Here is a 25,156-nt window from a genome sequence, read left to right on the forward strand (position 1 = left end):
CCAGCTTGCGCAGGAAGGATAGGAAAAGATGAAATTTGGGGGAGGGGAGAGGAACCCCTTCTCCAGAAGGGGTTCCTCTCCCCTCCCCCAAATTTCATCTTTTCCTATCCTTCCTGCGCAAGCTGGGCGATCTTCGAGCGGCGCAGACGTGCGCGGGCGATGCTGAAGACGGCGGCGACGGTGAGCAGAAGAAGCACGACCGAGAACGGATGCGTCAGGAAGATCATGAAACTGCCGTCGGAAAGGGTCATGGTCTGATCAAAGGCGGACTCCAGCAGAGGCCCGAGGATGAAGCCGATGATCATTGGCCCGGCCGGGAACTGGAACCGGCGCATCCCGTAGCCGAGGATGCCGAACAGGATGAGGCAGAGGATGTCGAACAGGTTCTGGTTGATGGAGTAGGTGCCGACAAAGGCGAAGATGGTCACGGTCGAGAAGATGATGTGCTTCGGGAGCTGCGTGATGCGGACCCATACCCTGAAACCGAGCTTGGCGATGACGTAGAGCAGGATGTCGCACATAATGAGCGAGCCGAAGATGCCGTAGACGACGGTGGTGTTTTCAAAGAAAATGTTGGGTCCGGGGGTGATGCCCTGGATGAGGAACGCGCCCATGAGCACGGCGGTCACGTCGTCGCCGGGGATGCCGAGGGTCAGGAGCGGGATCATGGCGGAACCGGTCACGGCGTTGTTGGCGGCTTCGGGGGCCATGACGCCTTCGATGGCGCCTTTGCCGAACTTCTCGGGATGTTTCGAGGTGCGCTGGGCTTCGGAGTAGGCCATGTACGCGGCGGGGGAAGCCCCGAGGCCGGGCATGGCGCCGATGACCGAGCCGATGATGGACGAACGGAGCAGGACCGGGATGCGGCTCTTGATTTCCTGCCACGAGAGGCGGCCGTTTTCGCCGGAAAGATCGAACTGCTGTTCAAAGGTCTTGCGGATGCCGGAACAGGCCTGATGGATGACTTCGGGCAGGCAGAGCAGGCCGATGACCATCGGGATGAGGGCGATGCCCGACATGAGGTTTTCGTTTTCGAAGGTGAAGCGCATGGCCCCGGTGGTACCGGAGACGCCCACGGTGGCGAGGAGGATGCCCACGCCCGCGCAGAGGATGCCCTTGAGGATGGAGGAGCCCGAAATGCTGCCCACTACGGTCAGGGCCAGCAGGATAAGGCTGCACTGTTCGACGGGGCCGACTTTGAGGGTGAGATAGGACAGGGGGGCGGCCACGCAGATGAGCAGGATGTTGCTGAACGTGTCCCCGAACACCGAGCCGACCAGCGCCGCGTTGAGGCCCTTGCCCGCTTTGCCCTGCTTGGTGAGGGGGTAGCCGTCCATAGCGGTGCAGACGGCCGGCGGCGCGCCGGGGGTGTTGAGGAGGACGGCGGTGATGGAGCCGCCGAACATGCTGGCCTTATAGATGCCGAGCAGCATGGGGATGCCCACCAGCGGGCTGACGTAGAAGGTCAGCGGCAGGAGGATGGAAATGGCCATGATGCCCGAAATGCCGGGGATGGCCCCGAACATGAGCCCCGTGAAGATGCCGAGGGCCACGGCCCCGATGGTTTCCGGAGTGAGGATGGAAATGAGCCCTGTACAGATGTCCGCGAACATGTTGCCTCTCCCGTGGTTGGCCTAGCCGAACAGGACGCCGGTAGGAAGGATGATCTGCATGAAGTTGAACGCCACGTAATTGAGTAGGAGCGTGAACAGCACGTAGCAGACGATGCCGATGAGCCAGTGGCGCAGTCCGAGCATCAGGGACACAAGAAACATGACGATCGGCGTTGAGTAGACGAATCCGATGAAGTGGAGGCCGATGAGGTAGAGGAAGAGGATGCCGACGTAACCGGCGAGGGCGGCGAAGCGTCCGGCCTCCTCTCCGCCTTCCTGAAGTTCAAGGCGTTCCTCGTCGACCTTGCCCGCGAGCATGTGGCGCACGGACCGGAGGCAGAACCCCGTGAGCAGCGCGCTCATGATGATGAGGACGAGAGTGACGACGGACGGGAAAAAGGCGGGGCTGATGGTCGAGGGCAGGGTTTCGATGACCCACTGATCGATGTGGCAATAGAAATAGATGAAGAAGAGCATGAGGAAGAGGCTGATGCCCGCTTCGATCCAGATATTCCGTCTTAAAAGCCTGCCCATGTGGTTCTCCCCAGAATCCAAAAGGTTTTCGACGTAATCCGATTAAACATTCCGCTCTTTGCGATTGCCGCGCGGAGGGGGGTGTCCGCGCCGGGCCGCTGTTGTGCCCGTGTCCTTCTAAGCAGGTATTGTGCCAGAACGTTACAATCTTATTTTTATAATAAAAATAAGGCGATTACATAATAAAGGCGTAAAAACGGGCGATACGGGATTGTAACGATACGTGACATATGTAGTCCTTTGTGGTATAAAAAGATACCTCGTGAGTGAAGAACTACCAGCGGTTTTCGTCTTTTTAGGTAAAATAATGTAACGTATCATTACATTGTAATGTTTTATTACAAAGGCCATTTCATGTTGACCACGTTGCCTTCTCCTTCCGCGCAGACTATCCGGCAAAGCGTACCGGATCAGGAAGATATTATCCGGCGCTCGCTGGAGCGGTCCGCCCGTTACGGCGTGGACCCCCACCTTGATGGCGCTCCCGAATCCACCCGCCTTTCCGATGAGCAGCTGCGCGAGCGCATCAACGGGCAGCGCGTTTTTTATACGCTGGCGAAAGAGCAGATCGATTCCCTGTACCGCCTGCTGCGGGATACGGGGTTCTGTATGGCCCTCGCGGATTCAGAGGGCTATGTATTGTATGTCGTTGGGGATTCCGATCTCGTGGAGCATTTCAAGCGGCGGCGCTGCATCCCCGGTTACCGTTGGACGGAGCGTGACATCGGGACATGCGCCATCGGCCTGTCGCTTGAGGAGCGCGTCCCCGTGTTCCTGCCCGGCGACCGGATGTACTCCGCGCAGGCCCGCAAGATCAGCAATGCGGGCGCACCGGTTTTTTCGCTGGATGGGGGCCGCGTGCTCGGCGCCATTTCCCTGAGCGGCGGTTCCGACATGATGCACATCCACACGCTCGGGCTTGTGCGGCAGGCGGCGGAAACCGTCACTTCGCAGCTGCGCGAACGCGAACGCATCCGCGAGCTGGCGATCAAGAACCAGTACATGCGCGCGCTGGTGGAATCCGATTCCCGCGGCATCGTCACCGTGGATCAGACCGGGCGCATCGTGGAGGCCAACAGCACGGCCCGCAAGCTGCTGAAGCTTTCGCCCGGCTGCGAGGGCAAGTCCTTTGAGGAGAGCGTGGGCGAGAGCTATAACATCACGGGATATCTCAAGGAAGGGAAGGGGTTCCGGGCACGCGAAATCCTTGCCCGGCGCAGCGGGACGACGCATTTCGCGTCCCTCGACCCTATCCGCATGAACAGCGGCGAACTGGTGGGCGGTTTGTTCACGGTCATGGAAAAGAAGGAAATGATGCGCATGGCGGTGGAGATGACCGGAGCGCACGCGCATTTCACCTTCGAGTCCATCCTCGGGGCGAGCGAGAGCCTGCGCTCGGCTCTGCACCTTGCCCACATCGCGGCTGGAAGCACGGCCCCGGTCCTGCTTTCCGGCGAGACGGGAACGGGCAAGGAGCTGTTCGCGCAGGCCATCCATAACGACGGCCCCCGCCGGAACCGGCCTTTTGTGGCGATCAACTGCGGGGCCATTCCAAAAGAGCTTTTGGAGAGCGAGCTGTTCGGCTATGAGGAAGGCGCGTTCACGGGAGCGCAGAAGGGCGGGCGGCCCGGCAAGTTCGAGCTTGCGGACACGGGCACGCTGTTCCTCGACGAAATCGGGGATATGCCTTTCGACATGCAGGTCAAGCTGCTGCGCGTGCTCCAGTCGGGAGAAATCCAGCGCGTGGGCGGTTTGCGCACCGTACCCGTGGACCTCCGCATCATCTCCGCGACCAACAAGGATCTCAAGCAGGCCATTGCGCAGCACCAGTTCCGGGCGGATCTCTATTACCGGATCAGCACCTTGAGCATCCTCGTGCCTCCGCTCCGCGAGCGCGCCGAAGATATCCTCCCGCTGGCGGAGCACTTCATCCATCGGCACGAGCTGCGTCTGAACCGGCATCCGGTCCCCTTGCCTCAGGAGACAGCGGAGGCGATCCTTCGCTACCCGTGGCCCGGCAATATCCGGCAGTTGGAGAGCGCCGTGGAGCGGGCGGTGCATCTGGCGGAAGGCGGCGCGTTGTTGCCCGAGCATTTTGGGATTGCGGATCTCATGGAGAACCGCAGGCCCGCCGCGCCCACCCCGGCGCAGGCGACGCTTGAGGACATCGAGCGGCAGGCCATCGCCGCCGCCCTCGTCCGTTTTGGCGGGAATATCAGTCAGACGGCCTTTGCCCTCGGCGTCAGCCGCCCCACGCTATACCGGAAGATGAGCAAGTACGGTCTGGAAGAATAAACGCTGGAGAAACACTGGGGGGGAGGGGAAACTTTTCTGAAGAAAGGGGGGGAGCGCCCCCACGCTTCCCCTTCCCCAAACCCATCGGCGCGGAGCCCACCCCTCCATTTCCAAAGACTTTTATGCTTATCGAATCCTTGTTCACAGCATTCTCGAGAGCGGCGTACTCTCGAGAATGGAACATATTTCCCCAAACATCCCAGCTTAACCCGGCATCCGAGCTTTTCGGAGGCCCCGCCACCGAGGGCCCGCTTGCGGGGGAATCAGCGGGCATGGGGAAAAGCGTTGTTTCAGTCTACCCGCAGGAACTTGTTCTTTCGGACTCGCATCGGAACGAACTCCCTTCGCGCGGCCTCCCCACCAGTTGAAAGTCTTTGAAGAGGAGGGAGAGGGGTTTGGGGAGAGGGAGGGGAAACTTTCTCCAGAAAGTTTCCCCTCCCTCTCCCCATGTTCCCTCAATTCCCCTTCATCTCATCTTCATCCCTGTGCCGCTTGTCGGCGTACATGGAGGCGTCCGCCAACCGGAAAAGCCCGGTGTAGTCGGCTGCATCATTGGGGAAAGCCGCTATGCCGATGCTTGCGGACATGGAAAGGCCGTCCGGCAAGGGGAACGACAGCCCGCGCCTGAGTTCGTCGATGCGTTTTTCGAGGGCACCCATTGAGGGCACGCCCCGGAAAAGCGCGATGAACTCGTCACCGCCGATGCGCCCGGCGATGTCCCCTTCGTTGAGCATGGAGCCCAGGCGCCGCGCCGTCTCAATGAGCGCGTGATCCCCGGTGAGATGGCCGCATGTATCGTTGATCTGCTTGAAATGATTGACATCGATTACCGCGAGCACATGCATCCCCACGCTGGGGGGCTGTTGAAGGCTGGCTTCAATGCGCTTTCTGGCCGAACTCGCGTTGTAGAGGCCGGTGAGCGGATCGAGCTGCGCTTTCATGCGGAGCCGTTCCGTATCGCGCTTTTCCGCGTCGATATCCTCGATTTCGCCCACGAGCCGTACGGGCTGGCCCGATTCGTCGAAAATGGCCACGGCCTGGACCCGGCACCAGAGAAACCCCGAGGGTTGCTTGAGGAAACGCAATTCGGCCGGAGCGGAGTGCCCCGACAGGATCTGGGTGACGAACCGGCGGTAGAGCGGCCTGTCCACGGCATGTATACAGTATTCCGAAAGCGAGCCGGAAGCGCTGTCCACGGCGGGGTCATAGCCGAATTTTTCCTTGAAGCGGGGAGAGAAATAGGAGCAGCGGGTTACGAGGTCGTGTTCGAAGATGATGCGCTCGGAAAGCTCGGTGAGGATACGGTAGCGCTCCTCGCTGATTTTGAGTTCCTGCTGCGTATTGCGCAGGGACGTGATGTCCATGACGATGACGTAGAACCACGAGCGCCCGTTTTCGTCGCGCACGAGCTGCGCCTTATCGAACAGCCACAGGATCCGCCCGTCCGCCTTGGTCACGCGGTACTCCACCGTATCGTAGTCGCTGTGCATGATCTGGCTGTTGATGGAGTCGAGCACGCGTTTGCGGTCTTCCGGGTGGACGAGGTTGTCGAACCGGTTGCCGTAGGCTTCCCTGAATGAGGCCCGCGTGTGTCCGAGCAGCTTGAGGAACCCTTCGCTGATGTAGTCGAATTCCTGTTTTTCGTCGTTGCTGTAGCGGAAAAAGCCGCCGGGGATGTTCTCGATGACCGTTTCGAGGAATTGTTTGGCCCGTCGGAGACGCTTGGCTTGCCGTCCTTGCATCCTGAGCACGAGCCAGAGGAACACCATGCTCAAGCCGATGAAGAACAGCATGAGATAGAGCACTTCCCTCTGGATGGTGCCCACGTTGGCGGTCAGCGTATCCTCCGGGACGATGGAAAAGATGTGCCAGTCCGTGGAGGTGATTTCCAGCTTGCTGTGCGCCATGTAGTAGGGCGAGCCATCGTAGCGGAACAGCCCGCCGCTGCCGAACGTGTCCGGTATGTCATTCCCGGGGGCGGGGGGGACGCCTGTGGGAATCAGTTCCGCGATGTTGTTGTAGCGGGCGAGCGGGATCGGGCCGCGCCCCCGGAACAGGATATGCCCCTGATTGTTGGTGACGAGCACCTGCCCGCTGCCGTTGAAAAGGCGGTCGTCGATGGACATGATGAAGGCGTCCGTCTGTACCGTGGCGAAGAGGGCGCCGAGGACTTTGCCTTTGTGTACGATAGGGGAGACGTAGACGTTGATGGGGGTGTTGTCGGTCTTGTCCACGAGCAGGATGGCGACGGTGGAGGAGGCCGTGAGCGCCCTCTTGAAATAGAGGCGGTCCCGGGCGTCGAAGGTCAGGCCGTCGGTGGTGTGGGCCATGCCGTCGAGGGTGACGAACCCCATGCGCTTGAGCCCGAGCGTAGCGACGGCCCCCGTGATCAGAGGGATGATCGTTTCAGGGTTGCCTTGTCCGAGTTCCCCGAAGACATGGGCCAGCGCCTCGACGGTTTGGATATTGCCGCGCATGTCCGCTTTGATGGCGTTGGCGTACTGGCGCGTCACTTCAGTGAGCTGCGCTTCGGCTTGTTCCTGAATGTTTTGCTTCGTCCTGCTGAAATAGAAGAGGAATACCACGGCGAGCAGGGCGGCCGCCACGATGCAGTACAAAGCATAGGTACGCAATCCCCTCAATTCTCTTTGGTCCATAACGTTTCCTCGGACGAAGTCTGTTCGCCTGCGATGAATAATAACGCGTGTTGATAAGCAATGTCCAGAGAAAGGCGAGAATGGCAGGGTGTTTTATGTGAAATGAAACATTCTATGATGTTATATACAGCATGTCTGTCCAATCATTCATAGCTGTTTACTTGCATTGAAGCCCCGATGCCTGTACAAGGCGGAGCAAGAGAGGGTTTCCTATGGAGATATGTACGGTGGTCACCCGGGACCGGGAGGAGATGGTGGACATCACGGAACGCCTTTGCGCCGTGATCCGGGAAAAAGGCTGGAGGCACGGCGTTGCGGCACTGTTTTGCCCGCATACGACCTGCGGCCTGACGATCAATGAAGGGGCCGATCCCGATGTGCGCCGGGACATGACGGCCTTTTTCAGCCGCATCATACCGCATCGGGGAGAATGGCGGCATGGGGAAGGCAACAGCGACGCGCACATTAAGGCGAGCCTTATGGGACCGTCCCTGTTCGTGATTGTGGAGGACGGCGAACCGCGCCTCGGCACATGGCAGAGTGTCTACTTATATGAAGGCGACGGCCCGCGTTCCCGTTCGATCTGGGTCCAATGGCTGCCCGCGTCAGAGAATGCCTGATTGACTGTGCCCGGCGGTTTGTGCTTTGGGGACTTCCGAATGGTCCCGCGGCAGGCATTCATTCCGGAGGCGAGGGAGACTGCTTGCCCGTTTCTTTTGGGAGAGCTTCCTGATGCGGCTCGTCCTGCCTTTCCGCCTTGCGCCGGACACTCTTGCGGCGCCCGTGCCCGGTCCGCAGCATTTCCTCATGAATCATCCTGAAAAGCGAGAGCCCGTCCAGGTTCAGCGCCATCGCTATAAGAAGCAAGACGTTGAGGGTGGCGTTTTGTCGGCGGCCCTCAAGCTGGGCAATGTGAATACGAGAGAGACCAGCGAAATCAGCAAGTTTTTGTTGCGATAGCCTGGCCTCCCTTCGGACGCGCCGGAGCACGGTAGCGATAGCGCTTTTCAATCCCGGTAGATCTTCCATGCCGGGAGATCTAGCCCAGACTTGACAAAAAGATGTATTCTAAAACATACAAAAATGAGACTCCAACCAGGTTATCAGGGCGTTGGTCCGCTCCTGCGCACTAAGAGGCATCCCCAATGGACTCCAGTTCCTTTGACGAAATTTTCCGCAGGTTTCAGAGCGTAACCGGTACGAGCACGCAACAGGAATTGGCGGACGTGCTTGGTATCAAGCAATCGACCATTTCCGAATCCAAAAAGCGCGGCACAGTGCCTCCAGGCTGGTTTTTGGTTCTGTTTGAAATGCGCGGGGTGAACCCCGACTGGCTCAAGCAGGGCAAGGGCCCCATCTATCTCCGCACTGAAGACGGGCGCTATATGGAGCCGGAACCCGCCGCCACGCCGCTTGGACGGGGCGTTTCCCTGCCTTATTACGATTCCGATCGCGTGCAGGACGGCGTATGGGAGCCTTCCGGGACGATCATGCTCCCCGAGCCGTATGCCGGGAAGGAACTCCGCATCCTCCGAATAACGGGCGACAGTTTTTCGCCCACCGTGCGCCAGGGGGCTTTCGTGGGCGTCGACACTTCCTGCGTCCGGCCTTCCAGCGGCAGCATCTTCGCGGTGTCCGTGCCTTTTGAAGGCGTCGTCATCAAGCGGGTGTTTTGTGACAGTGACACGCTCTTGCTCCGTACGGACAATCCGCTCCACCCTTCGATGTCCATTCCGCTTGCTGAAGCCGGACGGCTCATCGGCAGGGTCGCTTGGGTTTTTCAAGCGATCTGAGCCGGCAGAGGCTGGCCCTCATCCCTTGCTCCTCACGGAACGGGGGCGGATTTTTGGGTGCGCGGCTCGGCCTGTCCGCGCATTCCGGCGTAACGTGTGCCGCACGCACGGCCAAGATACACGGCAAGCCTCCAGAGAGGCGGTTTCCCGTCACGGGCCAGCCTCTTATTGCCCAGAAGGATACACGCCGCACTCCCCTTGGTGGGGGGCGGAAGCCTGTAGGGCCCGGAAGGCCCCCTCATATTTTGATGGCAACGCAAGAGCCTCATCGGCTCCCGGAGACACTCCTTTCGCCTCCGGTTTTATGGGTAAGGCGCAGGGAAAAGGCGTTTTCCCAAAAACGGAAGGCTGTTTTCGAGGATGGGACGGAATCTGGTCCCATTGTTGTGAAATACGGGCTGATCATATGGTGTTTCCGTTAAAAGGGCGAGAGGCTGGTTATGCATCATATTGCATGTTTTTGTGGTTGATTCGGGACATCTCTCAGTGACAGCCCCTTGCGAATCCCCTATACTCTCGGATTACGGAACCGTTTCGGAGCATGTCTCACAGGAGAGCGTTGTCGTTATGAACATCGGATCATACACTTTTCAGGAATTTAAGCGGCTTGCGGAAAACTTTCACGGCTATGCGGCGCCGGGCCTGCTTATCGGCGGCTACATGGTGGAAATGGCGAAGGCCCGTATCCCCGAGGGGACGTTGTTCGAGGCCGTGGTGGAGACGCGCAAGTGCCTGCCTGATGCCGTACAGTTGCTGACGCTGTGCAGCGCGGGGAACAACTGGATGAAGGTGCACAACCTTGGCCGGTATGCGGTGTCGTTGTTCGACAAGCACACGGGCGAGGGCGTGCGTGTGAGCGTGGACCCCGCCAAGCTGGACGCTTTCCCGGAAATCCGGGGCTGGTTCCTCAAGGAAAAGCCCAAAAAGGATCAGGATGAGGTCCGGCTGCTCAGTGAAATCGAAGAAGCCGGGGACGGCATCTGCAAGGCGGAGCCCGTGACCATGAAGCGCCGCTTCCTCGGGCACACACATATGAGCGCCATCGGGTTGTGCCCCATGTGCGGCGAAGCGTACCCCAAAGAGGACGGGCCGGTCTGCCGCGGCTGTCAGGGGGAGGCTCCCTATGTCACGGCCAGCCGGGTACTGAAGGCGCCGCCGACGCGGGTTGTGCCTGTTGAGGAGGCGGTGGGCAAAACAGCGGCCCATGACATGACCCGCATTGAGCCGGGCGCGTTCAAGGGGCCGGAATTCAAGGCCGGGCAGCGTATTTCCGTAGGCGACATCTGCCGTCTCCAGCAGATGGGGCGTTTCCATGTCGCTGTGGTCGAGGATGCGCCCGACGCCGGGGATCTCGTGCATGAGAACGACGTCGCGGAAGCCTTCGCCCGCCGTATGGCCGGTCCCGGCGTGACCTACAAGCTGCCCCCGCATGAAGGCAAGATCGATTTTATCGCGGAGCGCGAAGGTTTGTTCAGCGTGGATGCGGAGCGGATGTTCCGTTTCAACATGCTGCCGGAGATCATGGTGGCCTCGCGGCAGGACGCCACGGTGGTGGGCGAGGGTGCGCGCCTTGCCGGGACACGCGCCATTCCGCTGTATATTTCCCGCAGCCGTCTCGGAGAGGCGCTTTCCGCGCTTGGGGAAAAGCCGCTTTTCGAAGTCTTGCCCCTGCGCAAGGCCAAAGTGGGCATCCTTGTTACCGGGACGGAAGTTTTTCAGGGCATCATTGAGGACAAATTCATCCCGGTCATCACGGCCAAGGCGCATCAGTTCCACTGTGACGTAGTGCGCTCGGTCATTGCCCCGGACGATGTGACGCGCATCGCCGAAGCGGTCCGGGAAATCCAGGAGGCCGGGGCCGATCTGCTCGTGACCACGGGCGGCCTGTCGGTCGATCCCGATGACATGACCCGCCGCGCCCTGCTCGAAGCCGGGTTGACCGACGTGCTGCACGGAGTCCCGGTATTGCCGGGGACCATGAGCCTCATGGGCCGTATTCCCGGCGATCTTGCCCACCCGGAAGGGATGCAGGTGCTCGGCGTTCCCGCGTGTGCCCTGTACTACAAGACGACATTCCTTGATCTGGTGCTTCCCCGCCTGCTTGCCGGGCGTGAACTCACCCGCGCCGAACTCGCCCGCATCGGTGAAGGCGGGTATTGCCTCGGCTGCAAGATCTGCACATACCCCAAGTGTTCTTTTGGCAAATAGCGTAACCAGAAGGCATGGTGAGGACATAATCCGAATGCTCCGTCAAAGAAGGTGGGGAGACCTCTTTGGCGGAGAATGGACTGTCATGTGACGTTTCAATGAGAAGGTAGCGCTACACCCCTCTGACGGAAACCAGGGCTTTTCTCTGGGATCCGCACGGCGTTGCGGAACGCTGAACCGGCGTCCGGTGCGCATGGGCATTTTTCAACGCTGCATTTCTCGAAGGCAAAAAAAGAAGTCCGGTGATGCTTTTCACCGGACTTCTTTTTTTGCCGCTGTCGGTATTTTTCATGTTGATGGTTGGTATAAGAGTAAAACGGAAGCAGGGGAGGGCATCAAGAAAACGCTAGTCCGCTTCTTTATTCCATCCCTCTATCATCATACTAAATTTTTTTGCTTTTTCGTACAAATGAGGGTTTATGACCGTGGTTTTGCCGTCTTTCGCTTCCATCATGACGGACCAGATGCATTGATCCTGGCTGAAAGAGAGCGTGAAGGTTCCGGCAGCCTTTTCCGAAGCCTCTTTCAACGCATGGATGGAAGAGTCAAGCAGCGCGTCCGCGCAAAGAAACTTGCCGGAAGGGGCGCAGATCGAAAAATAAAGGCTCATAGTGCAAGTCCTTTTTCAAAAATGTGTCAAACGGAAGAGATACAACCAATCAAGACACCGTATCGACAGTACCTAAAAAGAGCCCGGAACACTACTGTAGATTGCCTGTCCGTCGCCAGTGCCGCAATGTTGGCCCAACAGGATGGAACCCCGTCCGAGATTTGGCCAAAGGGCTTCCCGCCCGTAATGCTTTTTGAGGATGGCTTTTCCCTGGCAGCCGGATGCCCAAGGAAACGCTTTGGATGTAGGGAAACGGTCTCCCGGCTTGAACCGGAACTGCCCCCAAGCGTCCGTTTTCCGCCTTTATATGAAGTCGGAAGGAATGACCCCGTATTTTTTCAGCTTGAGATAGATGGTCGAGCGTTTGAGGCGGAGCAGGGATTCCGCGCCGTCCGGGCCGCAGACCTTGCCGCCCGTCCGCTCAAGGACATAGCGCAGATAGCGCTCCTCAAGTTCGGGGATCGTGGGAAAATCCGGGATGATGAAGGCCCCCGCCCCCGATCCGGAAGCGGTCGCTCGGCTGGGTGACACCAGTTCGAGCAAGGGCGCGTTCAGGATGACCGCCCGCTCGATGATGTTCTTGAGTTCCCTTACATTGCCGGGCCAGGAGTAGTTCAGGAGGCAGGCCCGTTCCGCATCCGTAAGCCGGAGGGATGGCCTGCCGTAGCGTTGGCAGTAGGATTCCGCGAACGCCTCCGCAAGCCCGATGATGTCCTCCCGGCGCTCGCGCAGCGGGGGGACCCGCAGGGGGACCACGGAAAGCCGGTAGAAGAGATCTTCACGGAAGCGCCCTTTGGCGACCTCATCGCGCAGATCTCGGTTGGTGGCGGCGACGAGGCGGAACCGGGATATGATTTCGGCGGTGCCGCCCACACGCATGAACCGTTGGTTCTGGAGTACGCGTAAGAGCTTGACCTGCATACTCAGGGGCATTTCCCCCACTTCGTCGATGAAGAGGGTCCCCCCGTTGGCCATTTCGAAGTACCCGATTTTTTGGCTCGTAGCGCCTGTAAAGGAGCCTTTTTCGTGCCCGAAGAACTCGCTTTCGAAAAGCTGTTCCGGGGTGCTGGCCGGATGGACCGCCACAAAGGGCCCCTTTCGCTGGCTGAAAAGATGGATCTGTCGCGCGATGACGTCTTTTCCCGCTCCGGTTTCCCCATAAAGCAGGACGGCGGCGTCCGTCATGCCCACCTGCCGCACCTGCGAGACGAACGGTTTCAGCCCTTCGCCGATGATGGGGGCTTCGCCCGTGTTTTTTTGGAGCGTCACGGCGTTGAATTTGGCGTTTTGCCAATGGATTTCCTGTTGCAGCATGTCGTCGAGGCGCAGTGCGGTCCGCACTTCCGCCGCGAACAGCCGCGCCAGTTCCCCGAGTTCGCTTTTTTTGAGCTGCGTCAGAAAGCCCGGCCCGAACCGTGTGTCGAGATACAGCAGCCACGGCTGCCGCCCGCCGACATTCAAGGACAGGCAGATCGCCTGCCGATCCCGGTCCCCCTTCCCATTGCTCAGGCAATCCGCGATCCACGCAATCCGGTCGCGCATGGCCGGGCTTTGCATCTCCGTCCGGGTAAGGTTCACCGAGGCGGCGCACTCCACGGAGTTGCCGCCCGCCGAGGGCCTGAACAGCGCGGCACGCTCGGCCTTGAGTTCGAGCTGGGCGACGTTGACGATGCGCTGGAGGTTGTCCTCAAGCGTCTGCCGGATGGGGACGTCGTTGAAGGCGTCATGGCAGCGGTCCATGAGTTCTTCTTTCAGGAAGAGGGTGCCGATATTCGGGACGCCCGGCGAAAAGATGTCGCTGTCCCTGTCCCGCGTGGCGAGGATCGAGATTTCGAGGGGGTCCATGTCCGCGTGGGATGCCCGGCCTATGGACTCCGAAACCAGCATACGGAAGGGGCGGGCCTCATCGTGGCGTCCGAGCCTTTCCAGCGTGTTCGCCAGCTCATGGCGGGACAGGGCCAATTCCCGTACGTCCTGGGAAGAGGCGAGGCAGCCCACGCTTTGGCGGAGGAGGCTTACGGGATCGGTTTCCTCCGCATCCCACAGGTCCGCCCTGCCGTCCCGCAGGCACAGGGCCTTGACGCGGAGTGCCGCACCACGCAGCTGCCGGTTGGGGCTGCGGAGGAGTGCTTCGAGCGTGTCCCGGAATGCGTAGCGGGGGATCTCGGGATACCCCGCCCTTGTGAAGCCATACAGCATATCCAGAATATAGGGATCGATAAAGGGGGAGTGGGGCGAACCCGCGGCAATGGCGTTTTCTGTTTCGCGGCGGAGGATACGGTAGGCGGCGTCGAGCCGTCCGTTGAGATAGTGATAGAGCGCCAGCCCGCGCACCGTGCTGGAGAAAATTTTGGGATTCTCTACCGGATGGGTGCAGGAAAACAGGAAGTCCAGATGGTTGAGCGCTTCGTCCCAATCGCCTTTGCGCAGCAGCAGGAAACAGAAATGGGTCAGCCAGAGCAGGGAGAAGGTTTTCTCTCCGGCAAGTTCGGCTGAGTGGCGGGCGGATTCCACGGTCCCGATAGCGAGGGTGTAACGTCCGAGGTACATGGCCGACTGGCTGATGCTCATGGCATGGAACAGCGCGATCCGGTTGAGCCAGTCGCCGGGTTCCCCCTGATGGACATGGCTGCGCAGCGAATCCGGATAGTTGCCGCTGATGGCATAGAGCAGGCCCGCGAAGCAGGCGATGTGGTTTTTCATCTCCTGTTCGCAGGCGTCCTTCAGGCGCAGGAATTCGGTCTCGATTTCGCTGATGTTCCAGGGCTCTTCGGGGAGCTCCAAGCAGAGCAGCCGCATATAGCTTTTGAGGATGCCGATGAGGGGGCGGAAGCGTTCGTTGCCGCCGTAGCCCGCCAGCTCGTAGGCGATGGACGAGAGCCTGAAAGCCAGAGGAATGTGGCGGTTGGCAAGGATGCACATGCTCTGAAAGGTCAGGGCGAGTCTGCCGTACAGGCAGCTTTCCGAGCCTCCGGCGGTGTACAGGTGGCGTTCGCCCCAGGCGATCAGGAAACGCAGCGCGCATTCCATGCAGATGATGCTGCCCGGCCGCTGCTTGCCGAGATCGTCGCCGATGGCCTCGGCGATGGCGGTGCAGTCGTCGAGGGCCATGTCCGGAGCCCCGAGCCGCGCGAGGGCATGGGTGAGGCTGCCCGGAGGGGCGTTCCGGACGAGAAGGCGCACGAATTCGTCCCGCACGGCATCCGGCAGGCCGGGGCAAACCCACGCGTCCGGGGCTTCGGTATGGGCAACGAACCCCGCGCCGAGGAGCGGTTCAAGAAGGGAGGCGATGGCCTCTTGCGGTTTTCCCGCCAGCACGGCGAGTTCCTGCGTCAGGAGGGGGCGTCCGGCGGCGTGCAGGGCGATGGCGAGGATGGCTTGGGGAAGATTCAGAGAGCGGGGCATGGATACCTCCAAAGGCCGGGGAGGGCGGCGCGTCCGTATGCGGTATATGGCGCATGGTGAGCGGCAGAACCGTATCTGGTCTTATAGGGATATCCGATGGGAATGAAAAGGACTTCATATGAAAATCAGCTATGTCGGAAACCAAACGTCGACACTATGTATGGCGCCTGAAAGATAAAAGGCACCGGCTGAAGGGATATGCCGGACGTGGCCAGCCCCATCCGTCTCTGGAATAAGGTATGCCAACGGCCCGAGGCATTGATTGGTGTGGCAGCAAAGGAAATATGCTTATTGCGGCTGGGGGGATCTGGATAGGAAGTCGGTTATCCTTCCGATTTCCAAGAGGGGATATAGCTTTTTATCCCTCTATCAGCCACCCCACAAAATCGCCAAGCCGGAAAGCCTCCACGGCATCGGGCCCCAACTCGCTGCGGTAGAGAGCCGAATATATCTCTAACGTATAGTGCCCTCTCCACTTCCTTGCTTCATGGGCCTCCCTTTCCACTTTGCAGCCGAATGTCAGCCGGGATGCTGTGGCGGACAGGGAACCTCTGGGGGGCTTTTCTTTATTTATGATGATGATTGCCCCGCCCGGCCTCATCTTGCTCCGCAATGTCGACAATAAAAGTTGCCGCGTCGAGGAGGGCAGGTCCATGAGCGTCAGGAAGGCCACCGCCACGTCGAAAGGCTTGTACGGATAACTGGCCACGTCCGCCATAATGGCCCTTCCCGGCCCGCAGTAGTCAACCACGACGTCCCGGCAGCCGTCCAGGGCCACAAACTGCGCCTCCCGCTCATGCAGCGTCGGCGCCAGCACGCGTCCGACGTTCCCGGCAGCGCACCCCAGATCATACACTTTGCCGCCCTGCGGGATGTAGGGCCGGGCAATCATGGCCACCGCCGCCGTAGCCATGTCATACCACGGAGACTGCTTTTCGCTGCGCCTGCCCGCTTGGCAGGGGAGCACGTTAAAGGTCCAGTTTCCCACTCCCTGCGTCATGAGCACTCTCCCCGGATGGATGTTGAAACTATAATCATTACATTGTGTTATTTATGCCATATGGGTATGCAGTAGTCCCTTTGGACCTGCATTTTTTGGTGCTCGGCTGTTTCCTGGGCGTCAGAGGGGCCCTTTGTGGTAGCCGCTTGAGAGGCCGTGGTCATGTTTGTTTATAATAAAAAGTTACTTCAATGAAACTTCTAAGTCAACGAAAACCGAACTACCGATGTAACATCGTTTCACTTATGTAACTAAAATGAACGCAGAAAAAGTTTTTGAACAGGTCTGGAGGGAGTTCATCCGGAGGCTTGAGGCCTTGCGCAACCAAAAGCCCAAAATGACCTATGAACAGCTTGGAGAGATGTGCGGTGTCAGCAAAGTGACCACAAAACGGTGGCTTGAAGGTGCCGGTGGGGAAAAGACGTCCTTCCCGGACATGCTCCGGTACATGCAGGCGGTGGGGATGAACATCCGGGCCGTTATCCCACAGAGCCAATCTGAAAAGGAGGCCGTCTTGGAGAGCCGGCTTTCCGAGATTCAGAAGGAGCTTGCCATATGCAAGGATGCGCTCAAGCAAGCCGAGAAAGAGCGCGACGCATACAAATCAAGATGGGAAGGTCACTTGGAAACAGTCCGCGCCCAAAGCGGCAACCATCCGTCCGGTCCTTTTGCACATGGGCAAAAACCGTTGGGGGAAAAGGCGGATTGATGGGGTGTGGGATCGGAGGTGTATGCCACGCCGTATCTTCGCCAGTTTCCGCCAGATGATGTTTCGGAAGGCTGACGCTGTCGCCGGAGGAACTTTTTATTTTTAAAGTTATGTCAAGGTAACTTCTTTTGCCGGAAAAGTTCTGTTCCGCAGTTTGGCATAGAGGAACAGAGCAGCTGCGGCAAAACAAAAGAGGGGGAGTTGCAGACAGGTTCGTGTCTATAAGGGAGGAAAGCCTCACGCAGTGCGGAGCGGGGGCCCACAGGTGTTCTAGTGGCTTTCCTCGGATTATCATCTCTGCCGGATGAACCTGTCGGGGGAGCTTGTCCCTTCGAAAAAGGCAAAGTGGAAAGAGCCGCGTCTTTATTTTTGGATGATTCCAGTTTTCTGGAAACATGGTGAGGCAGCGACGCAAGAAAGACTCTTTTTGAAAAGGATGAATGATTTTTAATGATTCAGGGAAAAGGGATTTCCCTCCTGTCCTTTTTCTACGCCGCTTCAGCGTTTTCTTTTTTCTCTTTTCTCATTTTTATTCAACATATTATGTTCACGCTAACTCCGTTTTGTCCAAAAAGTTGGACTCCGGGGCCTCTGGTGCTTGCTCTCCGCGGGGGATGCGGGTGTCTTTTTTTAAGATAATGTAATAGAAACATAGGGATCGCTGCTAATAGGCTCCGGGTTTTCCGATTGGCATGTCGATTGCTCTAAAAAGATCAATCGCGTGAACAATCTCAACAAAGGAGCCAGCACCATGGGCAAGGCAACGCAGATCTACCGGAACGGCACGATATTGACGATGGATTCACGGGGAAGCGTGGTCAGCGCGTTGGCCGTTGAAGGCAACGTCGTCCTCGCTGTGGGAACGGACGATGACGTTATGGCCCATGCCGGGCCGGATACCGTGGTCACTGATTTACGGGGCCGGACCATGCTGCCCGGTTTCATCGATGGGCACAGCCATTTTGTATGGGCCGGGCTCATGTTCGCCACGCAGCTTGATCTTTCCTCCCCGCCGGTAGGCAAGGTGAAGGACATTGCCGAAATCCGCGATCTGCTCAAGGAAAAGGCCGCCTCCACGCCTAAGGGCGAGTGGATTCTTGGGTATGGCTACGATGACACCGCCCTTGCGGATCGCCGCCACCCGCTCGCGTCCGACATGGACGACGTGACGCCCGATCATCCGGTGCTCCTGCGCCATGTTTCCGGCCATTTGTGCTCCTGCAACAGCCGCGCCCTGGCCTTGGCCGGTTATGACCGGAATACGCCCGATCCCCTTGGCGGGATCATCCGCCGCGACGGGCACGGCAACCCCAACGGCGTTCTGGAGGAACCCCCGGCGATGAATCCCGTTGCCGCGTTGCTGCCCGAAGCTTCCGAGGAAGACTGGATGCGCAGCATCGTAACCGCCTGCGACGCCTACACCGCGAAGGGCGTCACGTCCGCGCAGGACGGCTTCACGCAGGAAAAGCAGTGGGCACAGCTCCGCAAGGCCCATGAAAAGGGACTGCTCCGTAACCGCGTGCAGATCCTGCCCGGCCTCGGCTGCTGCGATCTCAACCAGTTCACTTCTCACGCTTCCGGTACGCCGCTGACCGCCGACCGCAAGATCAGCCTCGGCGCTGTCAAGCACCTCGTCGACGGCAGCCTGCAATGCTATACCGGCTGCCTGAGCAATCCCTACCACAAAATCATCTATGATCTGCCGGACGGCCCCATGTGGCGCGGCTATATCCAGGAAAACCCGGAAGGGTTCATCGATCGCATCGTGGCTTTGCATCGGCAGGGCTGGCAGATCGCCATCCACGGCAACGGCGATGAAGCCATCCAGCTCATTCTGGATGCCTATGAAGAGGCGCAGAAGCGCTATCCCCGCGCCGACGCCCGGCACATCATCATCCACTGCCAGACCGTGCGCGAGGATCAGCTCGACCGTATCAAGCGCCTCGGCGTGGTGCCTTCGTTCTTCGTGGTCCACACCTACTTCTGGGGCGACCGCCACCGCGACATCTTCCTCGGCCCGGATCGCGCCAAGCGCATCAGCCCGCTCCGCAGCGCCCTGAAACGCGGCATCCTGTTCAGCAACCACAACGACACGTTCGTAACCCCCATTGATCCCCTGCTCTCCGTGTGGTCTGCGGTCAACCGCATCACCAGCAGCGGGCAAGTCCTTGGCGAGGAATATACCATTTCCGTCATGGACGCGCTGCGCAGCGTGACCTCGTGGGCCGCCTATCAGGCCTGTGAGGAAACGAGCAAGGGCAGTCTCGAACCCGGCAAGCTGGCCGACATGGTCGTGCTTGGGGACAACCCCCTCGCCGTGGACAAAAAGGCTATCCGCGACATTCCGGTGCTGGCGACCATCGTCGGCAACGAACTCGTATACGGGTCGCTGGAATAGCCTTGCCGGAAACCCGGCGGCATGGGGGCGCTCCTTCCCGCCTTCTCCGTCGGGTTTCCCCGGCTCCTGTGGTTGCGGATACTCACAACTTTGACGGTTGCCTTACCAAGAGAGGGATTCATGGAAGCGTCATTTTATCCGTATCTGGGTGCATTGTGTTGGATCGGTATGCTGCTCATGCTCGGGACGTTAATCCGTGCCAAGGTGCCGTTGTTCCAGAAGCTGCTGTTTCCTTCCTCCCTTATAGGTGGCCTCATCGGGTTCGTGCTGATCAACCTTGATTTGGTCGGGATGCCCACCTCCACCGGCTGGAAGGACATTACGCCGAACATTTTCAGTATGATCACCTTCCACTTGTTCGCGTTCGGCTTCGTGGGCATCGGTTTGCTCCAGACCAAGAAGCCCGCCAGCGGCAAGGTTGTGATGCGTGGCGCCCTGTGGATCGCGCTCGTGTTTGGTATGACCTTCTCTGTGCAGGCGCTCATCGGCAAGGGCGTTTTCGTGCTGTGGCAGGACCTGTTCGGGGGCACGTTTGAAACCGTCAACGGCTACCTCCTCGGCGCGGGCTTCACGCAGGGCCCAGGCCAGACGCAGGCCTACGCCACCATCTGGCAGACCTCCTATCAGACCGCCAACGCCCTGAGCGTCGGGCTGGCCTTCGCCGCCGTCGGTTTCCTCGTGGCGGGCATCGTGGGCGTGCCGCTGGCCTTCTACGGCATCAAGCGCGGCTGGTGCACCGGAGGGCGTTCCGGCGAGCTGCCCCAGAACTTCCTGCGCGGCCTTATGGATCGCGGCGACAATCCCCCCTGTTCCCACAGCACCACCCACCCCGCCAACATCGACAACCTCGGCTTCCATGTGGGCCTCATGGCGGCGATCTATGGCGTGGCCTATCTTTTCGGGCTGTTGTTCTCCAAGTACATGCCCGCCGGCATCGCGGGGCTCGGTTTCGGCCTGACTTTCTGCTGGGGCATGTTCCTCGCCATGCTGCTGCGCAAGTTCATGGGCAAGATCGACATCCTGCACCTCATAGACGGCGAAACGACCCGGCGTCTGGTCGGCGGTTCCGTGGACTTCATGATCTGCGCCGTGTTCCTCGGCATTGAAATGAGGGCCCTTCAGGAGGTGCTGCTGCCCTTCATCGTCGCCATCGCCGCCGCCACATTCATTACCCTGATCATTTGCGTGTGGTTCGGCCGCCGCTCCCCCGAGTACGGCTTCGAGCGCTGCCTGATCATGTTCGGTTACGCCACGGGCACGGCGGCTTCGGGCCTGCTGCTGCTCCGCATCGCCGATCCGGATTACGAAACCCCCGTCGCGGTGGAAGGCGGCCTCATGAACGTCTTTTCCTGCCTGACCTTCCTGCCGGTCACGCTGTCCATGCCGTTCGCGCCGCTGCCGGGATATCCCATCGTCTGGGTGTTCGCAGCGGTCATCATTGCGACGCCCATCGCCATGTATCTCTTGAAGTTCATCCGCAAGCCCGCGTTCTGATCCCCCATCGGAAACGGATTGCACATGAGGGATGCGGGGGTTAGCCCCCGGAGGAAAGGGAATGCCGGGTTTCCCTCACCCGGAGTACGTTCAACCCAAAGGAGAGAGGAAGATGAAGAGACTGATGACGCTTTTGTTGGCCGCCGGTTTGGTTCTTGGCGCAACTTCCGCCGCGAAGGCGGTCGACTTCAAGATGACGGGCTTGTGGCAGAACCGTGTATCGTTCGCCGACCGCAATTTTGAAAAGCATAACGGCGACGATAAGATGCGTGCCGCTACCCGTCTGCGTACCCAGATCGACGTGATCGCTTCGGAATCCCTGAAGGGCGTGATGTTCTTCGAAATCGGCCACCAGAACTGGGGCAAGGCCGCCGAAGGCGCCGCCCTCGGCACGGACGGCAAGGAAATCAAGGTCCGCTACAGCTACGTGGACTGGATCATTCCCCAGACCGACGCCAAGGTCCGCATGGGCCTCCAGCCCTACGTCCAGCCGACCTTCACCGGCATCGGCTCCCCGATCCTCGACGCCGACGGCGCGGGCATCACCATCAGCAACCAGTTCACCGAAAACGTGAGCGCGAGCCTGTTCTGGCTGCGCGCCGAAAATGACAACGACTCCGAAATGACGAAGCACGATGCCCACGACGCGATGGACTTCATCGGCGTGACCGTGCCGATGACCTTTGACGGCGTGAAAGTGACTCCGTGGGGCATGGGCGGCATCATCGGGCATGACAGCTTCAAGGGCGGGAACTTCGACCTGAACTATCCTATGGCACAGGGTATGCTTCCCCTTATGGGCACGTCGACCATCGTGGCCAACAGCGATAAGGATCACGGCAGCGCGTGGTTCGGCGGCGTCTCCGCGGACCTGAGCTATTTCGATCCCTTCCGCTTTGCCCTCGACGCCGCCTACGGCAGCGTGGATCTGGGCACCAGCAAGCTGAACGGCAAGAACTTCGACGTGAAGCGCTCCGGCTGGTACGCCGCGCTCCTCGCCGAATACAAGCTGGAATCCTGCACCCCCGGCCTGCTGTTCTGGTATTCCTCGGGCGACGACGCCAACCCGTACAACGGTTCCGAACGTCTACCCTCCATCGACCCCGACGTGTACGTGACCTCCTACGGCTTCGACGGCACGAACTACGGCGGCGCGGCCCAGACGATGGGCTACGGCATTTCCGGCACGTGGGCTGTCATGGCTCGTGTGAAGGACATCTCGTTTATGGAAGACCTCTCCCACGTCCTGCGCGTCGTGTACTATCAGGGCACGAACAACAAGGAAATGGTGCGTCAGGGGATGATTTCGAATCCCCAGCATTCGCAGTACAGCATGATGTACCTGACCACGGGCGACAAGGCCGTGGAAGTGAACTTCGACACGGAATACAAGCTGTACAAGAACCTCTCCCTGTTCGTGGAACTCGGCTACATCCGCCTCGATCTGGATAAGGATCTGTGGAAGGGCGTGGGCTACGAAGCGAAGGAAAACAACTTCAAGGGCACCTTCAGCGTCGGCTATAAGTTCTAGACGATTGCGACGCGGGTCTTTGCCTCTCCTCCGGCGGAGGCTCCGCGTTTCAAGGCTTGGGCGGAGACGGTGCCCTTTGATCCGGGCGTTTCCCGCCGTGGGAATACATGACGGGAAACGCGCCTGGACGTGCAGGGGAATCATCCTTCTGCCGAGGGCTTCTGGGGCGGGCGGCCTTCGAAAGGCCAGCCCGTCACCTCCGTATCGGGAATCAGCCGGGCCCCTTCCTTGCCTCCCCGCTTGGGTGAAACAAGGCGCCGGGTATGGAAAAAGCCCTGCGGAATCCCGGCTGCCGATGCAATGTCGAAAACGGACGCTCTGCGCAATGGCGGGGGGCCGTTTTTGTATGGGGGAACGGCGTCGGTCCCGTATGGGGTTGGAATGAATAGGCCGTCCGCACGGTACAGGTCGGAAGAGAGATATTTCTCTTTGCCCTGTACCGTGCGGACGGCTTTTTTCTGGCAATGAGGCGAGCGGCGTTTCGGGATCGGCCTTCGCTGGCTAGGAGGCGGCATTGCCGCCTTACCGGGACATCTGTGCGAGAGCCCGCAATCCACGCGGGCTCTTGCCGTTCCGGTCACTGAAGGTCTGCCGGAATCTGTTTTCCCGGTGCGGCGGACGATGCTTTGGCTTCCGCCGGAGGCGCCGTCTCTGCCGGAAAGGTTTTCGTGCTGTCCGCCGCCTTCCCGGAGCGGAGTGCGTCAAGGATGGCGGGGAACGCCTCGTCGACCTTGGCGCGGACCTTTTCGTCGCGGATGATGGCGACGGGGTGGGGCACGGCGACGCAATGCAGGGGGCCTATGCGGAGATTTTGGCGGACGTTGTGAAAAGTCTTGAGGAACGGCTGGGTCAGAATGGTCAGGGTCGGGACGCCCGCGCGTTCGAGCTGGATCTGATCGATGGCGAGCCATGCGGAACAGGCCCGGCAGTCCCCGGTCGCCGCGATGACCAGATCGGGGCGCAGTTCGAGGAGCGCCCGCGCCGTGGCCTCGGATTCGGGCAGATCCTTGGAGATGCCGCTGAGGGCGGGGTCCGTTTCATACGCTTTGATGAATTCGGTGTCCGGAAAGGCGCGGGACAGCAGCGAGTGCAGGTAATCGAGCAGAAGATCGCCGTTGTGTTTGCCGTTCCAGCGCAGGATCACGCGCTTGCCCGCGAGATCGGAAGGCCACGGGGCCGGATCGTAGAGCGGCGGCAGATCGTTCCATACGGTCAGGCTTTCCCACGTCACGGCCTGCTCTCCACGGGCCGGAAAGGCCAGCAGGAATACGGTGCACAACGCGATCAGAACCTTTCCCATGTCAATCTCCTGCGCTTTTTCGGGAAAAAGGCCGCCCGATCCGTGTGCCGAAGGGACGGATCGGGCGGGCGGTGAGAGGGTTACTTGAAGGAATCCATGCCGTTCAAGGTTTCGTCATACATGGCGGGATAGAAACGGCTGATGAAGTGGGCCGTGGAGCGGCAGGCCTTGCCGACCACGAGGTCGATGTGCTTGCCGCCGGAGCGGGTGGCAAGGTTGGGGCTCTTTTCGCCCTTGCTGTTTTCGATGTGCCACGCCTTCACGATCTTGCCGTCAAATTCGTCGATAACAATGGAGAAATGCTTGTTCGGACCAACAAACACGTTGTTGGCTCCCCCGTCGAGAACGATTTCCTTGTCGTTTTCAAGGACGATCTCATGGGGGAAAGTGCAGGTCGCTCAGGTTTCGGGACGGGCGAGGAACCGGGTATCGGCCGGCCACACGCTACCGTCGTTGACTTCAACAACATCATTATACGCGACGAGGGACACCTTGCCGTCGGCAATGGGCTTGTCGCTCTGGCGGATATTCAGGTGCACGGCGACCTTGCCGTCCTTGGAGAGCGTCCAGAGGCGGTCGCGGTCAACCACGGACATGAGCAGCATCCGGGTGTTCTCGGGGGTCAGGGGGCCGAGGACCTTGGTCACGGTGCCGGACTTGTCGGTCAGCTTCACGGTGGCGGCGTTGGCGGCCACGTCGGTGACTTCAACCTTGGCGTCGCCGATGGTGAAGGTGTCGCCCTTGCCGTAGCTGGCGACCACGGGCTCGTTGGGGGACACGAAGATGGCGGAACAGCTGTCGGTAGCGAGTTCGCGCACCTTCACGGAGTCGCCTTCAATGGCGTCTATGATGACATGCGTACGGCCTACGGTAGCGATGTTGCTGCCGTAAATCATTTCGCTCAGGCCGTTTTCAGCCGTGGGGACGGTATGCCCTTCGGGATCCTTGGAACCCTTGACGAGCGAGCCGTCGGCGGCGGCGTTGCTGATCTGTGCGCCCGCGTAGACCGGGAACTGGGAACCGTAGTAGTTGCCCGTGGTCTTCACGATCTTGAACACGGCGGAATTGCCGCCTTCAATGCCGTAGGTGTCGTTCTCCACGGAGCTGAGTTCCCAGCCCCGGCTCTTGTTGGCGTTGCTCGGAAGGACCTGTCCCTTCTTCATGGTGACGTTACGGATGACGTCACGGACATAGCGATCCGTGATGGCATGGTACGTCTTGCCCGCGAGCGTCAGGGGCTCGTTATCGAAGGGATGCCAGTTGGTGGAGCGGACCGTGATGTACAGGCCGGACGGCGGAATGATGATCTTGCCGTCTTTGATGGTGCTCTTGCGGATGACCACGCCGTCGTTGATGGTACGGCTGAGGCCGCTGAGCGTCTTGGCCTTCCTGTTGTTGACGAGCCCTTGCATCTTGGCAAGGACCGCCGCGTCCTTGGCGGGCGATTGCATGACCACGCGGTCGGGCGCGTCGTCTGCCATCGCCACGCCGCTCATCGCCACGGCGAGACAGATCGCTGCTGCGGTCTTGCCGATGGCCCGGAGTGAGATATGCGACATACATCCTCCTCTTGCGGCTCGCTCCGAGCTTGGGCGCGGTTCCGGCAACT

The 25,156-nt window shown here is 59.9% G+C and carries 18 protein-coding genes; 8 read left to right on the forward strand and 10 right to left on the reverse strand.

Translation table 11 applies throughout. The annotated features are described in order from the left end of the window. Positions 1–104: 104 nt before the first annotated feature. Together T370_RS0111160 and T370_RS0111165 are read right to left on the reverse strand one after the other, a co-directional pair. A complete protein-coding gene (locus tag T370_RS0111160) occupies positions 105–1,613 on the reverse strand; it encodes a tripartite tricarboxylate transporter permease (protein ID WP_029435764.1) in 1,509 nt (502 codons plus the stop codon). 21 nt (positions 1,614–1,634) lie between these two features. Further along, a complete protein-coding gene (locus tag T370_RS0111165; protein WP_005024711.1) occupies positions 1,635–2,147 on the reverse strand; it encodes a tripartite tricarboxylate transporter TctB family protein in 513 nt (170 codons plus the stop codon). A 354-nt stretch (positions 2,148–2,501) separates the two neighbouring features. On the opposite strand from T370_RS0111165, the gene T370_RS0111170 reads away from it, so the two are divergent. Then, positions 2,502–4,442, forward strand: a complete 1,941-nt coding sequence (locus tag T370_RS0111170; RefSeq protein WP_029435765.1) for a sigma-54-dependent Fis family transcriptional regulator — start codon at positions 2,502–2,504, stop codon at positions 4,440–4,442. A 455-nt stretch (positions 4,443–4,897) separates the two neighbouring features. Here the strand turns inward: T370_RS0111170 and T370_RS0111175 are convergent, their stop codons facing one another. Further along, positions 4,898–7,099: a sensor domain-containing diguanylate cyclase gene (locus T370_RS0111175; RefSeq protein WP_029435766.1), complete on the reverse strand. Its 2,202-nt coding sequence runs from the start codon at positions 7,097–7,099 to the stop codon at positions 4,898–4,900. A gap of 212 nt (positions 7,100–7,311) precedes the next feature. On the opposite strand from T370_RS0111175, the gene T370_RS0111180 reads away from it, so the two are divergent. Further along, positions 7,312–7,719, forward strand: a complete 408-nt coding sequence (locus tag T370_RS0111180) for a secondary thiamine-phosphate synthase enzyme YjbQ (RefSeq protein ID WP_016360856.1) — start codon at positions 7,312–7,314, stop codon at positions 7,717–7,719. A 58-nt stretch (positions 7,720–7,777) separates the two neighbouring features. Here T370_RS0111180 and T370_RS23625 read toward each other — a convergent pair whose 3' ends face one another. Beyond that, positions 7,778–8,128 (reverse strand): helix-turn-helix domain-containing protein, encoded by a 351-nt coding sequence (locus tag T370_RS23625; protein WP_051643822.1) that lies wholly within the window; start codon positions 8,126–8,128, stop codon positions 7,778–7,780. Between the two features lie 116 nt (positions 8,129–8,244). Here T370_RS23625 and T370_RS0111190 point away from each other — a divergent pair, with 116 nt between their 5' ends. Together T370_RS0111190 and T370_RS0111195 are read left to right on the forward strand one after the other, a co-directional pair. Beyond that, on the forward strand, positions 8,245–8,892 hold the full coding sequence (locus T370_RS0111190) for a LexA family transcriptional regulator (protein ID WP_005024703.1): 648 nt from the start codon (positions 8,245–8,247) through the stop codon (positions 8,890–8,892). A 567-nt stretch (positions 8,893–9,459) separates the two neighbouring features. Further along, on the forward strand, positions 9,460–11,100 hold the full coding sequence (locus T370_RS0111195) for an FmdE family protein (protein ID WP_029435768.1): 1,641 nt from the start codon (positions 9,460–9,462) through the stop codon (positions 11,098–11,100). Positions 11,101–11,446: 346 nt separating this feature from the next. Here T370_RS0111195 and T370_RS0111200 read toward each other — a convergent pair whose 3' ends face one another. From T370_RS0111200 to T370_RS0111210, 3 genes are all read right to left on the reverse strand, one after another. Then, a complete protein-coding gene (locus tag T370_RS0111200; RefSeq protein ID WP_005024701.1) occupies positions 11,447–11,710 on the reverse strand; it encodes a hypothetical protein in 264 nt (87 codons plus the stop codon). A 303-nt stretch (positions 11,711–12,013) separates the two neighbouring features. Then, on the reverse strand, positions 12,014–15,115 hold the full coding sequence (locus T370_RS0111205) for a sigma-54 interaction domain-containing protein (RefSeq protein ID WP_029435769.1): 3,102 nt from the start codon (positions 15,113–15,115) through the stop codon (positions 12,014–12,016). Positions 15,116–15,473: 358 nt separating this feature from the next. Next, positions 15,474–16,115, reverse strand: coding sequence for a class I SAM-dependent methyltransferase (locus T370_RS0111210; protein WP_029435770.1), 642 nt, complete (start codon positions 16,113–16,115; stop codon positions 15,474–15,476). A 463-nt stretch (positions 16,116–16,578) separates the two neighbouring features. Here T370_RS0111210 and T370_RS25690 point away from each other — a divergent pair, with 463 nt between their 5' ends. From T370_RS25690 to T370_RS0111230, 4 genes are all read left to right on the forward strand, one after another. Next, positions 16,579–16,824, forward strand: coding sequence for a hypothetical protein (locus T370_RS25690; protein ID WP_211250521.1), 246 nt, complete (start codon positions 16,579–16,581; stop codon positions 16,822–16,824). Between the two features lie 751 nt (positions 16,825–17,575). Further along, positions 17,576–19,222, forward strand: a complete 1,647-nt coding sequence (locus tag T370_RS0111220) for an amidohydrolase (protein ID WP_029435772.1) — start codon at positions 17,576–17,578, stop codon at positions 19,220–19,222. A gap of 120 nt (positions 19,223–19,342) precedes the next feature. Further along, positions 19,343–20,716 (forward strand): sodium/glutamate symporter, encoded by a 1,374-nt coding sequence (locus tag T370_RS0111225; protein WP_016360861.1) that lies wholly within the window; start codon positions 19,343–19,345, stop codon positions 20,714–20,716. Between the two features lie 112 nt (positions 20,717–20,828). Then, positions 20,829–22,247, forward strand: a complete 1,419-nt coding sequence (locus T370_RS0111230; protein WP_029435773.1) for an outer membrane homotrimeric porin — start codon at positions 20,829–20,831, stop codon at positions 22,245–22,247. Positions 22,248–22,824: 577 nt separating this feature from the next. On the opposite strand, the gene T370_RS0111235 is transcribed toward T370_RS0111230, so the two are convergent. The 3 genes from T370_RS0111235 to T370_RS0111245 form a co-directional block, all read right to left on the reverse strand. Beyond that, the gene (locus tag T370_RS0111235; RefSeq protein ID WP_029435774.1) at positions 22,825–23,547 is read right to left on the reverse strand and encodes a UGSC family (seleno)protein; all 723 of its coding nucleotides are present in this window, start codon (positions 23,545–23,547) and stop codon (positions 22,825–22,827) included. An 80-nt stretch (positions 23,548–23,627) separates the two neighbouring features. Further along, positions 23,628–23,870, reverse strand: coding sequence for a hypothetical protein (locus tag T370_RS0111240; protein WP_029435775.1), 243 nt, complete (start codon positions 23,868–23,870; stop codon positions 23,628–23,630). Positions 23,871–23,945: 75 nt separating this feature from the next. Continuing rightward, positions 23,946–25,106, reverse strand: coding sequence for a hypothetical protein (locus tag T370_RS0111245; RefSeq protein WP_029435776.1), 1,161 nt, complete (start codon positions 25,104–25,106; stop codon positions 23,946–23,948). Positions 25,107–25,156 lie beyond the last annotated feature (50 nt).

This window comes from Bilophila wadsworthia ATCC 49260 (assembly GCF_000701705.1).
Lineage (GTDB): Bacteria > Desulfobacterota > Desulfovibrionia > Desulfovibrionales > Desulfovibrionaceae > Bilophila > Bilophila wadsworthia.